This is a genomic window from Streptomyces sp. NPDC041200, assembly GCF_055591805.1.
Genome location: NZ_JBVIZF010000013.1, coordinates 1 through 13,577, shown reverse-complemented (window position 1 = coordinate 13,577; position 13,577 = coordinate 1). Strand labels below are relative to the sequence as shown.

The following is a 13,577-nucleotide window of genomic DNA, read 5'->3' as shown; positions in this document are numbered from 1 at the left end:
CAACTTGACGTCTCGGCAGGGGAAACGGTTGCCCGCCATACCCTTATGAGTGAGCCTCCCCGCGGATCACCGCGAGCACGCCATCCAATTCGTCCGGCTTGACAAGCACATCGCGCGCCTTGGAGCCCTCGCTGGGGCCGACCACGTTGCGTGACTCCATGAGATCCATCAGTCGCCCCGCCTTGGCGAAGCCCACCCGCAGCTTGCGCTGGAGCATCGACGTCGACCCGAATTGCGTGGAAACCACCAGCTCAGCGGCCTGGCACAGCAGATCGAGATCATCGCCGATGTCCTCGTCGATCTCCTTCTTCTTCGACGTGCCGACGGTGACGTCGTCCCGGAAGACCGGTGCCATCTGCTCCTTGCAGTGCGCGACGATCGCCTGGACCTCGGCCTCGGTCACGAACGCGCCCTGCATCCGGACCGGCTTGTTCGCGCCCATCGGCAGGAACAGTCCGTCACCCTTGCCGATCAGCTTCTCGGCGCCCGGCTGGTCCAGGATGACCCGGCTGTCGGCCAGCGAGGAGGTGGCGAAGGCGAGCCGCGAGGGCACGTTCGCCTTGATCAGACCGGTGACGACGTCCACCGACGGCCGCTGGGTGGCCAGCACCAGGTGGATGCCCGCCGCGCGGGCCAGCTGTGTGATCCGCACGATCGAGTCCTCGACGTCCCGCGGCGCGACCATCATCAGGTCCGCCAGCTCGTCGACGATCACCAGCAGATACGGATAGGGCTTGAGTTCCCGCTCGCTGCCCTCGGGCTGCTTCACCTTTCCGGAGCGCACCGCCGCGTTGAAGTCGTCGATGTGGCGGAAGCCGAACGCGGCGAGGTCGTCGTAACGGAGATCCATTTCGCGGACGACCCACTGCAGGGCCTCGGCCGCGCGCTTGGGGTTGGTGATGATCGGTGTGATCAGATGCGGAATGCCCTCGTACGCGGTCAGCTCCACGCGCTTGGGGTCGACCAGCACCATGCGCACGTCGTCCGGGGTGGCGCGCACCATGACCGACGTGATCAGGCAGTTGATGCACGACGACTTTCCGGAACCGGTCGCGCCGGCCACCAGCACATGCGGCATCGTGGCCAGGTTGTGCGCCACGTAGCCGCCTTCGACGTCCTTGCCGAGCCCGACGACCATCGGGTGCGTCTCGCCCGTCGAGTCCGCCGAGCGCAGCACGTCCCCGAGGTTGACCATCTCGCGGTCGCTGTTGGGAATTTCGATGCCGACCGCCGACTTGCCGGGGATCGGGCTGATGATCCGCACATCGGGGCTGGCGACGGCGTAGGCGATGTTCTTGGTCAGCGCCGTGATCCGCTCGACCTTGACGGCCGGGCCCAGCTCCACCTCGTAGCGGGTGACCGTGGGACCGCGGGTGAAGCCGGTGACCGCGGCGTCCACCTTGAACTCGGAAAACACCTTGGACAGCGAGTCCACCACGGCGTCGTTGGCGGCGCTGCGGGTCTTGCCGGGGCCGCCGCGCTCCAGGAGGTCGAACGAGGGCAGTGAATAGGTGATGTCGCCGGAGAGCTGCAGCTGCTCGGCGCGCGGCGGCAGCGGTTCGCTCGGCTCGACGGCACGCCGGGTGCGGTCGGGGACCTCGGTCCGCTCCGCCGCGGCGGGCTCGTCCCCGCGGCCCTTCTTGCCCTTGACCGGCGCGGCCTTGCCGGAGTCGCGCGTGCCCGGCACGTCGCCGGTGCCGGACTCGTCGTCGCGCTCGACCGAGATGCCGCTGCTGAGCCCGGCGACGAGCGGTGAGGGCTGGACGCCGTGCAGCACCGCGCCGTCCAGCGAGGCGGCCGCGGCGGCCGCCACGTCCACGGCGTCCATGGGACGGTCCAGCGGGGGCTGTCCGGACGGCTGCCGGCGCGACCGCCGGCGCGTGCCCAGAGCCTCCTCCTCGGCCTGCTCAGCGCCGCTCGCGCCGTCCGGGCGTTCCTTGTCCAGCGAGGTCCTGCGAGGCCGCCTGGCGGGCTTCTCGCGCCATTCATCGGCGTACTCGTCGGCGTCGGGGTGATCGGCGTACGCCGACTCCTCGTCCCGCACCAGGCCGAGCCGGACGCCGAGCGCCCGCAGCCGCTGCGGAATCGCGGCAACCGGGGTCGCGGTGACGACCAGCAGCCCGAAGACGGTGAGCAGCACCAGCAGCGGTACGGCCAGCACATCGCCCATCGCGTAGATCAGCGGCCGGGAGACGGCCCAGCCGATCAGCCCGCCCGCGTCCTGGATCGCCGCGTCGCCCTGGCCGCGCCCGGGGGCGCCGCAGGCGATGTGGACCTGTCCCAGGACGCCGATCACCAGCGCGGACAGCCCGATGACGATCCGCCCGTTGGCCTCGGGGCGTTCGGGGTGGAGGAACAGCCGCCCGGCGATGGCGCCCAGCAGTATCGGCACCACCAGGTCCAGGCGTCCGAAGGCGCCGGTGACGAGCATCTCGACCAGATCGCCGACCGGGCCCTGGAGGCTGGACCACGTACCGGCCGCGACGATCAGGGCCAGGGCGAGCAGCAGCAGCGCGCTGCCGTCCTTGCGGTGGGCCGGGTCGAGCCCCTTCGCGCCGCGCCCTATGGAACGGAACATCGCCGCGACGGCGCGCGCGAGGCCCATCCAGACGGCGCGCGCGGCGCGGTACACACCACTGGTGGGGCTGGGCGCGGGCGGCGGCGGGGCCTTGGCGGCCGCCTTCTTCTTCGGTGCCGCCTTCTTCACGGGCGCGGTGGACTTCTTGGCGGGCGCCTTCTTGGCCGCCGCCTTCTTCGCGGGCGCCTTCTTCACAGCGCCTCCGGACTGCCCGGCGCGCTTCTTCGAGGTGCCCGCCGTGCTCTGGGAACCCTTGCCGGACGTACGAGAGGCCATGGGTGCGAGATTACCCGCGTCCGCCGTACGGAGCACGTATGGCATGGGTATCCGGCGCCACTGAGGTCACACCCGTGTCGCATCCGGGCGCGACACCGGCCGGTCGGTGAAGGGAGCGTGACAGGACGTCAACGGCCGGGTGGCCACGCGGTGGTGCGGGCCGCAGCTCCGCGAGGCTTCAGTTCTGCGAGGGGACCTGGCCCGCGCCGCTGCCCGCGCCGGGTTCCAGCGCGTCCAGGGCCCGGCGCAGACCGGTGAGCTTGCGCTCCAGATGGGCCGCGGTGGCCACCGCGGCCGCGTCGGCCGACTCGTCCAGCTGCTTGGACAGCGCCTCGGCCTGCTCCTCCACGGCGGCGAGCCGGGCGGACAGCTCGGCCAGCAGCCCCGCCGACTCCTTGTCACCGGCGGCCGGCTGACCGCCCTCCAACTGGAGCCGCAGCAGGGAGGCCTGCTCCCGCAGCTGGCAGTTCTTCATGTACAGATCGACGAAGACCGAGACCTTCGCTCTGAGCACCCACGGGTCGAAGGGTTTGGAGATGTAGTCGACCGCACCCGCCGCATACCCGCGGAAGGTGTGGTGCGGCCCGTGGTTGATCGCGGTGAGGAAGATGATCGGGATGTCCCGGGTCCGCTCCCGCCGCTTGATGTGCGCCGCGGTCTCGAAACCGTCCATGCCCGGCATCTGGACGTCCAGCAGGATCACCGCGAAGTCGTCTGTCAGCAGCGCCTTGAGCGCTTCCTCCCCTGACGATGCCCGCACCAGGGTCTGATCGAGCGCGGAGAGAATGGCCTCCAGCGCCAGCAGATTCTCCGGCCGGTCATCGACCAGGAGGATCTTGGCCTTCTGCACCATGCCCCGTCCTCCTCGTCCCGGCTTGGGGTCTCCCCAGCTCGATGCGCTGGGGGAAGCACCGGGCGCCGCCCCAGGGGACGACTCCCTTGCGTCGCCCGTCCTTGTGCCGGTCATGGTAGCCGCACCCCGCTGTTCGCCACACCCTGTCACCGCGATGTCACTGTGCACGTAGCAGAAACGCGGCGGGAGACCAGAAGGTTCCCCGATTCCCGCGTTCCCACACGTGTTCGGCGACAGTCAGTCAACACCACGATGGCACCCGGTGTCCCATCGGACACTCCCCTGCCTTTCACCTGGTCACTCATCCGACATCCACTGCTCCATCACCGTCAGGAGATGATCGGTGTCGACAGGCTTGGTGACATAGTCCGACGCGCCCGCCTCGATGCTCTTCTCCCGGTCGCCCTTCATCGCCTTCGCGGTGAGCGCGATGATGGGCAGCCCGGCGAACTGCGGCATCCTGCGGATCGCCGCCGTCGTGGCGTAACCGTCCATCTCCGGCATCATGATGTCCATCAGGACGAGCACCACATCGTCGTGCTGCTCCAGGACTTCGATGCCCTCCCGCCCGTTCTCGGCGTACAGCACCTGCAGGCCGTGCTGCTCCAGCACGCTGGTGAGCGCGAAGACGTTACGGATGTCGTCGTCGACGATGAGTACCTTCTCACCGTGGAAGCCGCCCGCGGGCTCCGGTGCCACCAGATCCTGGCCGCCCAGCATCCACGGCTCGGAGGCCTGCGGCTGCCGGCTGCCGCTACGGCCACCGGCCCGGCTACCGTCCCAGCGGGTTTCCGGGGCGGCGGGCTGCGGTTCGGAGGCCTGTGACGACTCCTGCTCGGTCCGCTGACGCCGCCGGAAGAGCCCGGCGGCCCCGCGGGTCCGCTGCGCCGTGGCGTCGGCGGTGACGTCGTGCTCGACCTCCTGCTCCGCCACGGCGCCCGGCTCGTCGTCCTCCGCCTCCTCGGACGGGTCGTACGCCTCCAGCGCGGGCGGAGCCATGCTGCCCGGCGTGAGCTGCGGGAAGCCCTGCGGCGGCAGCTCGCTGGGGTGCAGCGGCAGGTACAGCGTGAAGGTCGAGCCGCGGCCCGGCTCACTGGCCGCGTGGATCTCACCGCCGAGCAGCCGGGCGATCTCCCGGCTGATGGACAGGCCGAGGCCGGTGCCGCCGTACTTCCTGCTGGTGGTCCCGTCGGCCTGCTTGAACGCCTCGAAGATGACCCGCATCTTGCTCGCGGCGATGCCGATACCGGTGTCGGTGACCGAGAAGGCGATCATGTCGGCATCCGGGTCCCGCAACGCGCCGTGTTCCAGCAGCTGTTCCCGGATGGCGTTGGGCACGTCCACCCCGGCGGGCCGGATGACCAGCTCCACCGCGCCGCCGTCGGTGAACTTCACCGCGTTGGACAGCAGGTTACGGAGCACCTGCAGCAGCCGCTGCTCGTCGGTGTGCAGCGTCGCCGGAAGCTCCGGCGAGACCCGGACGGAGAAGTCGAGGCCCTTCTCGGCGGTCAGCGGCCGGAACGTCGCCTCCACGTAGTCGACGAGCTGGACCAGGGCGATCCGCGTCGGGCTGACGTCCATCTTGCCCGCCTCGACCTTGGACAGGTCGAGGATGTCGTTGATCAGCTGCAGCAGGTCAGAACCGGCGCCGTGGATCGTCTCGGCGAACTCCACTTGCTTCGGCGACAGGTTGCCCTCGGCGTTGTCCGCGAGCAGCTTGGCGAGGATCAGCAGCGAGTTGAGCGGTGTACGCAGCTCGTGCGACATGTTCGCCAGGAACTCGCTCTTGTAGCGCATCGAGACCGCGAGCTGCTCGGCGCGCTCCTCCAGGACCTGCCGGGCCTCCTCGATCTCGGTGTTCTTGACCTCGATGTCGCGGTTCTGCCGGGCCAGCCGCTCGGACTTCTCCTCCAGCTCCGCGTTGGACGACTGGAGCGCCTTCTGCCGGTTCTCCAGCTCGGCTGACCGCTCCCGCAGCTGCTCGGTCAGCTCCTGGGACTGCTTGAGCAGCACCTCGGTCTTGGTGTTGACGCTGATGGTGTTGACGCTGGTGCCGATCATCTCGGCGATCTGGTTGAGGAAGTCCTTCTGGATCTGCGCGAAGGGCTGGAACGAGGCCAGCTCGATCACGCCGAGCAGCTGGCCCTCGAAGAGCACCGGCAGCACGATCACATGGGCCGGGGCCGCCTCGCCGAGGCCCGAGGCGATCTTGAGGTAGCCCGGCGGCACGTTCTCCACCAGGATCGCGCGCTTCTCCTCGGCGACCGTGCCGATCAGCGTCTCGCCGGGCCGGAAGGACGTGGGCATCGAGCCGATGGAGTAGCCGTACGAGCCGACCAACCGCAGCTCGTAGCCCTCCTCGGCGGTGCTGTCCGCGACCACCTCGGTGCCGTCGCCGACCGGGACCGCCAGGAAGAACGCGCCGTGCTGGGCGGAGACCACCGGGGTCAGCTCGCTCATGATCAGCCGGGCGACGTCCTCCAGATCGCGCCGTCCCTGCATCAGACCGGAGATCCGGGCGAGGTTGCCCTTCAGCCAGTCCTGCTCCTTGTTGGCGAGCGTGGTCTCACGCAGGTTGGCGATCATGGTGTTGATGTGGTCCTGGAGGACCTGGATCTCGCCGGAGGCGTCCACGTCGATCTTGAGGTTGAGGTCGCCGCGGGTCACCGCTGTCGCGACCTCGGCGATGGCGCGCACCTGACGGGTCAGGTTCCCCGCCATCTCGTTCACCGACTCGGTGAGGTCCTTCCAGGTGCCGGCCACGTCCCGCACCCGGGCCTGACCGCCCAACTGGCCCTCGGTGCCCACCTCGCGGGCCACCCGGGTCACCTGGTCGGCGAAGGACGACAGCTGGTCCACCATCGTGTTGATCGTGGTCTTGAGTTCGAGGATCTCGCCCCGCGCCTCGATGTCGATCTTCTTGGTCAGGTCACCCTGGGCGATCGCCGTGGTGACCATCGCGATGTTGCGCACCTGTCCGGTCAGGTTGGACGCCATCGAGTTCACGGACTCGGTGAGGTCCTTCCACGTACCCGAGACGCCCGGCACCCTCGCCTGACCGCCCAGGATGCCGTCCGTGCCCACCTCGCGCGCCACACGGGTGACCTCGTCCGCGAACGAGGACAGCGTCGTCACCATCGTGTTGACGGTGTCGGCCAGCGCCGCGACCTCGCCGCGCGCCTCGACCGTGACCTTCTTCGTCAGATCGCCGTTGGCGACCGCCGCCGAGACCTGCGAGATGTTGCGCACCTGGATGGTCAGGTTATTGGCCATCAGGTTCACGTTGTTGCTGAGGTCCTTCCAGATGCCGGTCACGCCCGGCACCCGCGCCTGACCGCCCAACTGGCCCTCGGTACCCACCTCACGGGCCACCCGGGTGACCTGCTCGGCGAACGACGACAGCTGGTCCACCATCGTGTTCACGGTGGTGACCAGTTCGAGGATCTCGCCCTTGGCGTCCACCGTGATCTTCTTCGACAGGTCGCCCTTGGCGACCGCCGTCGTCACCTCGGCGATGGAACGCACCTGGGACGTCAGATTGTTGGCCATGCCGTTGACGGACTGGGTCAGGTCCTTCCAGGTACCGGAGACCCCCTGCACCTCGGCCTGACCGCCCAACTGGCCCTCGGTGCCCACCTCGCGGGCGACCCGGGTGACCTCCTCCGCGAAGGACGACAGCTGGTCGACCATCGTGTTGAGGGTGTTCTTCAGCTCCAGGATCTCGCCCCGGGCGTCGACGTCGATCTTCTGCGAGAGGTCACCGCGCGCGACCGCCGTGGCGACCTGCGCGATGTTACGGACCTGGGCGGTCAGGTTGCCCGCCATGCCGTTCACCGAGTCGGTCAGATCGCGCCAGACGCCCGCGACGCCGGGCACCTGCGCCTGACCGCCCAGCCGGCCGTCCGTACCCACCTCACGGGCGACCCGGGTCACCTGCTCGGCGAAGTCGGACAGCTGGTCGACCATCGTGTTGATGGTGTTCTTCAGCTCCAGGATCTCGCCGCGCGCGTCCACCTCGATCTTCTGCGACAGATCGCCACGGGCGACCGCCGTGGTCACCTGGGCGATACCGCGCACCTGCGAGGTCAGGTTGCCCGCCATCGAGTTGACGGAGTCGGTCAGGTCCTTCCAGGTGCCGCTGACGCCGTCCACCCGGGCCTGGCCGCCCAGCCGCCCTTCGGTGCCCACGTCCCGCGCCATGCGGGTGACCTGGTCGGCGAACGAGGAGAGCTGATCCACCATCGTGTTCACGGTGTTCTTCAGCTTGAGCATCTCGCCGGAGACGTCGACGGTGACCTTCTGCGACAGATCGCCGTTCGCGACCGCGGTCGTCACCTGCGCGATGTTGCGCACCTGTCCGGTGAGGTTGCGGAAGGCGGTGTTCACCGAATCGGTCAGGTCCTTCCACGTACCCGCCGCACCCGGCACCTGCGCCTGACCGCCCAGCTCACCCTCGACACCGATCTCCCGGGCCACCCGGGTCACCTCGGCACCGAAGGACTGCAGCTGGTCCACCATCGTGTTGACGGTGTTCTTCAGCTCCAGCATCTCGCCGGCCACGTCCACGGTGACCTTCTGCGACAGATCACCGTTCGCCACCGCGGTCGTCACCTGCGCGATGTCCCGCACCTGCGCCGTGAGGTTACGGAACGCGGTGTTCACCGAATCGGTGAGATCCTTCCACGTACCCGCCGCACCCGGCACCTGCGCCTGACCGCCCAGCAGCCCCTCGGCGCCGACCTCGCTGGCCACCCGCGTGACCTCGTCCGCGAAGGTGCGCAGGGTCTCCGTCATCGTGTTGATCGTGTCGGCCAGCTGCGCGACCTCGCCGCGTGCGCTCACCGTCACCTTCTGCGACAGATCGCCGTTGGCGACCGCCGTCGTGACCTGGGCGATCCCGCGCACCTGGGCGGTGAGGTTCCCGGCCATCAGGTTGACCGAGTCGGTCAGGTCCTTCCAGACGCCCGCGACGCCCGGCACCTTGGCCTGGCCCCCGAGTTCACCCTCGGTGCCCACCTCCCGGGCGACCCGTGTCACCTCGGCGGCGAACGAGGAGAGCTGGTCCACCATCGTGTTGACGGTTTCCTTCAGCTCGAGCATCTCCCCGGACACGTGAACCGTGACCTTCCGGGACAGATCGCCCTTCGCCACCGCCGTCGTCACCAGGGCGATATCCCGCACCTGAGCGGTGAGCCGGGAGGCCATCGTGTTGACGGACTCCGTGAGGTCCTTCCACGAACCCGACATACCGCGCACCCGGGCCTGACCGCCCAGCTTGCCCTCGGTGCCGACCTCACTCGCGACTCTCGTCACCTCGTCGGTGAACGCCGAGAGCTGATCCACCAGCCCGTTGACGGTGCGCCCCACCTTGAGGAACTCACCGCGCAGCGGATGCGCCGACCCGTCGGCACCCTGTGCCCGCAGGTCCATGCGCTGCTCCAGGTCGCCCTCGGCGACCGCGGACAGCACACGGCCTACCTCGGACACCGGACGCACAAGATCGTCCACCAAGGCGTTGGACGCGTCAATAGCCGCCGCCCACTGGCCCTCACAGGCTCCGGTCTCCAGCCGCTCCGTGAGCTTTCCCTCACGGCCGACCACCCGTCGCACCCGGGTCAGCTCGCCCGTGAGCTGCAGATTCCGCTCCGCGACCTCGTTGAAGACCGCGGCGATTTCGGACATGACGCCCTCGCCCGAGACCGTCAGTCGCTTGCGGAAGTTGCCGTCCCGCATCGCCGTCATCGCGGTCAGCAGCCGATTCAGGGCCGCCGTATCCACTTCAGTCGTCCCATTGCTCCGGGACCGTCCGCCTTTCGCGCGCGTATTCGTGCCCCGCGCCGCTGCGCCAGACTCCACCGTGTCCCTCCCGCAGGGTTGACCGTCCTCGTCGGGTTCTTCTTCCAGCTTGCCCAGTGTTTCACCATGGCCCAACCAGGCCATAACAGTTCGGCAGCATCGCACACCGGCGCCAGCCCCCTCCGAGTGGAATCACGGCGGACCGGCATTCGCGGGGGCGGTTGAGGTAAGTAACCTGGCATCCGGCCAGGCATCGGAGGGGCACTGCGTCATGGGTGAGCAGTTCGCCGAGACACATATGAGGAGATCTGTGATCACCGCGCGGGCAGCCGCCACCTTCGAGCCGGTGGGACGATCGGTCGCCGCCGCCCGCACCTTTGTCCGGGACACCCTGCAGGGCTGGGGCCTGACCGACATCGTGGACGACGCGGTCGTCCTCACCAGCGAACTCGTCACCAACGCGGTGGTGCACGCCGGCACCACCGCCGATGTCGTGTGCATCCGCGCGGACGCCGGCGTCCGCGTCGAGGTCGCCGATCGTTATCCCGAACGAGAAGTTCCGCTGCAGAGCAACGGCGGCCACCATTTCGGCAGCCCCGATCGCGAAGGCGGCCGCGGTCTGCTACTGTGCGCCGCACTGGCCGCCCGCTGGGGTGTCGAGTACACGGCCACCCACAAGCAGGTCTGGTTCCAGCTCGACTTTCCCGAACGGCCGGCCGGCACCCGCGCCGCCGGGCCCGCGCTGCCTTCCAGCGCCCTGCCGATCGCCGACTCCCGAGTCCGGGTCGCGGTCGTCCAGGTCGACAGCGACGGCCTCATCAGCGCCTGGAACGATGACGCTCAGGAACTGTTCGGCTACAACCCGGAACAGATCGTCGGCAAGCCCCTCACCGACCTCGCGGCCTGGCCGCACACCCCCGGCACCAGCACCGGCGTCGCCGAGGCGCTCCGGCTCTCCCGCTGGGAGGGCTCGTACGGCATCCGCGGCGCCGACGGCCGGGTCTCCCCCGTCTACGCCTCCCATCTGCGCATCCGCGACGCCGACGGCGACCCCTCCACCGTCTGTCTCCTGGTCCGCGACCGCGAGCGCGCCGTGCTGCAGAGCCCGATGCGCGGCGCCGCGGCCGACACCTCCGACTCCTCCGAGCGCGGTCCGGCCAGCGACGCCTTCGAGGTCTTCATCGGCTCCCCCGCCCCCGACGACCTCGACGGACTCCTCCAGCGCACCGTCGAACGCGCCCGTGACATGCTCGACGGGGACGCCGCCTATCTGCTGCTCGCCACCGACGACGAGACCGAGCTGGAGGTGCGCGCCTCCACCGGACTGCCGTCCGCCCGGCAGCGCTTCGCCCGCGTCCCCGTCGAGGCCGGCACCGGGCGCTACGGGTCGGCCCGGATGCCCGCCGTCCACGAGGATCTGTCCGCCGTGCCGGGCGCCGTCCCCCTGCTGATCAACACCGGTATGCGCTCGGTCGTCACCGTCCCCCTCAAGGTCGAGGGCCGGCTCACCGGCTCGCTGGGGGTCGCCGCCGAGGCCCCCAGCCGGTACAGCAACGAGGAGGCGCTGCGGCTCCAGTTCGCCGCCGATCGCATCGCCCTCGCCGTCGAACGTGCCCGTCTCACCGAGCTGGAGAAGCTGCGCCGCGGCTCCCTGTCGTTCCTCGTCGAGGCGTCCGATCTCCTCGCGGGCACGCTCGACCGTGACCAGACACTGGCGCTCATGGCACAGATGACGGTGCCCACCCTGGCCAGCTGGTGCGCCGTCTATACGGTCGCCGACCAGGCCTCCGACCCGGAGCTGTCGTACGTCCTGCATGAGGACGAGGACCGGATCGACGGCCTCAAGGCCCTGCTCACCAAGATCGACCCACCGGAGCAGGTGCCCACCGGCGGCGCCCGCGGCTGGACCGGCCCCTACGAGGCGGCCCACGCGGCCGCGCTGCGCACCTCGCTGCGCAGCCTGAGCCTCGGCGACTCCGCCCGGCCCTCCTCGGGCCCGGGCGCCTCGCTCGCGACGGCGTCCGCCGTTGGCGGTGAGACGGTCGTGCTGCCGCTGGTGGCCCGTAACCGCGTCATCGGCATGCTCACCCTCGGCAAGCCCACCGACGAGCACTTCCGCCAGGAGAACCTGGAGCTGGCCGAGGACCTGTCCCGCCGGGCGGCGCTCGCCCTCGACAACGCGCGGCTCTACTCGGAGCGCACCGCCATCAGCCAGTCGCTCCAGCGCAGCCTGCTGCCGCCCGAGCAGCCGGAGGTCCCCGGCGTCGAGGTCGAGGTCATCTACCGGGCGGCGGGCGAGGGCAACGAGGTCGGCGGTGACTTCTACGACCTCTTCCCGATCCGCGACGGCGCGTACGGCTTCGCCATCGGCGATGTCTGCGGCACCGGGCCGGAGGCCGCCGCGGTCACCGGTCTCGCCCGGCACGCGCTGCGGCTGCTCGCCCGCGAGGGCTTCGGCGGCCCGGCGGTCCTGGAGCGGCTCAACGCGGCGATCCTCGACGAGGGCGCCCGCAGCCGTTTCCTCACCCTTCTCTACGGGGAGCTGTGGCCGCAACAGGACGGCGGCGCGGTACTCAAGGTCGTCTGTGCGGGCCATCCGCTGCCGCTCCGGCTGCGCCAGGACGGCTCCATCGAGGCGGCCGCCGAACCGCAGCCCCTGCTCGGCGTCATGGACGACCTGGAGCTGTACGAGCAGACGGTGACCCTCGATCCGGGCGATGTCCTGCTGTGCGTCACCGACGGGGTGACCGAGCGGCGCGAGGGCACCAGGATGCTCGGCGACGACGGCCTGGTCGACGTGCTCACCACCTGCACCGGACTCACCGCGGGAGCGGTGGCCGCCCGGGTGCTGCGCGCGGTCGAGCGCTTCGCGGCCGAGCCGCCGTCCGACGACATGGCGATCCTCGCGATGCGCGTCCCCGAGAAGCAGGACGCCTGATCACGGCGGCCGGGGCACCATCGGTGCCCCGGCCCTTTTCACCATGAAGAGCCCTTTGAACATGACGAAGGCCCCCGCCGGTTGGCGGGGGCCTTTCGCAGGAGAGCCCCAATACGGAATCGAACCGTAGACCTTCTCCTTACCATGGAGACGCTCTGCCGACTGAGCTATTGGGGCGCGGCAACGGGATAGATCATACCCGAACTCGAGTGCGCTCTCGACCACCCGCCCCTTCAACCGCTCAGGCCGCTGACTGCAACAGGCCTCCCAGTGCGTTGCAGGCCGAGACCACGCGCTGCAACTCCCGCCGGGACATGGCCGGGTCGACGGGAAGGGCGAGGCATTCGTCGGCCGCCCGCTCCGTCTCCGCGAGCCACAGATCGCGCCGGAAGCGTGCTGTGCGATGTGCCGGGGTCTGAATGGGTACGTGGCACACGACGCCGCGAGAACGCAGCGTACGGGCGAACGCGTCCCGGTCCGGGCGCCCATTGCCCGGGACCCTCACGACGTACTGCTGATAGGTGTGTTCCATGCCGGGCTTGGCCGCGGGAGTGACGACCCCGCGCAGCTTGCCGTTCAGATAGGCGGCGTTGGCCTGTCGGCGCAGGATCTCGCCGACCGGCTCGCACACCGCGCCGTGTCCGATCACCAGCACACCGTGGCGCTGGCCCAGCTCGGTGAGACGCGCCATGTCGGCCGGGTGTCCGAAGGTGTGTATGGCCACGATGGCCGCGGTCCGGGGCGTGAGCGCCGCGGCGACCGCGTCTGGATGTATGCAGAAGGTCTGGGCGTCGATGTCCGCGAACACCGGCCGTGCGCCGGCGAGGAGCACCGCTTCCGCCGCTTCGGGTGTGCCGTAGGACGGCACGATCACCTCGTCGCCCGGCCGTACGCCCGCCCGGGTCAACTCACGCCACAGCTCATCCGTTGGAGTCCCCATGAACGGCATGTTGCCCAGGCAACATGAACACCGAGTGGCTCGCAACACAACAAAAAGAGAGGCCTGTCGGGAACCAAAGTTCCGACAGGCCTCTCTCTAATGATTGTTCGGCGGCGTCCTACTCTCCCACAGGGTCCCCCCTGCAGTACCATCGGCGCTGAAAGGCTTAGCTTCCGGGTTCGGAATGTAACCGGGC

At 69.6% G+C, this 13,577-nt stretch carries 5 protein-coding genes, 1 tRNA gene and 1 rRNA gene; 1 reads left to right on the top strand and 6 read right to left on the bottom strand.

What is annotated here, in order from left to right; genetic code table 11:
- Positions 1 to 43 precede the first annotated feature (43 nt).
- From ACZ6CL_RS25900 to ACZ6CL_RS25890, 3 genes are all read right to left on the bottom strand, one after another.
- A complete protein-coding gene (locus ACZ6CL_RS25900; protein WP_468939345.1) occupies positions 44 to 2,854 on the bottom strand; it encodes a DNA translocase FtsK in 2,811 nt (936 codons plus the stop codon).
- A gap of 178 nt (positions 2,855 to 3,032) precedes the next feature.
- Positions 3,033 to 3,707, bottom strand: coding sequence for a response regulator (locus ACZ6CL_RS25895; RefSeq protein WP_009714629.1), 675 nt, complete (start codon positions 3,705 to 3,707; stop codon positions 3,033 to 3,035).
- 297 nt (positions 3,708 to 4,004) lie between these two features.
- Positions 4,005 to 9,563: a HAMP domain-containing protein gene (locus tag ACZ6CL_RS25890; protein ID WP_468939343.1), complete on the bottom strand. Its 5,559-nt coding sequence runs from the start codon at positions 9,561 to 9,563 to the stop codon at positions 4,005 to 4,007.
- Between the two features lie 250 nt (positions 9,564 to 9,813).
- Between ACZ6CL_RS25890 and ACZ6CL_RS25885 the strand changes: the two genes are divergently transcribed.
- Positions 9,814 to 12,441, top strand: coding sequence for a SpoIIE family protein phosphatase (locus ACZ6CL_RS25885; protein WP_468939720.1), 2,628 nt, complete (start codon positions 9,814 to 9,816; stop codon positions 12,439 to 12,441).
- A 104-nt stretch (positions 12,442 to 12,545) separates the two neighbouring features.
- Here the strand turns inward: ACZ6CL_RS25885 and ACZ6CL_RS25880 are convergent.
- The 3 genes from ACZ6CL_RS25880 to rrf form a co-directional block, all read right to left on the bottom strand.
- A tRNA-Thr gene (locus ACZ6CL_RS25880) sits at positions 12,546 to 12,618 on the bottom strand.
- 64 nt (positions 12,619 to 12,682) lie between these two features.
- Complete coding sequence (locus ACZ6CL_RS25875; RefSeq protein WP_468939340.1) at positions 12,683 to 13,381, bottom strand: DegT/DnrJ/EryC1/StrS family aminotransferase; 699 nt, start codon at positions 13,379 to 13,381, stop codon at positions 12,683 to 12,685.
- Positions 13,382 to 13,486: 105 nt separating this feature from the next.
- A 5S ribosomal RNA gene (rrf, locus tag ACZ6CL_RS25870) occupies positions 13,487 to 13,577 on the bottom strand; the annotation flags it as partial.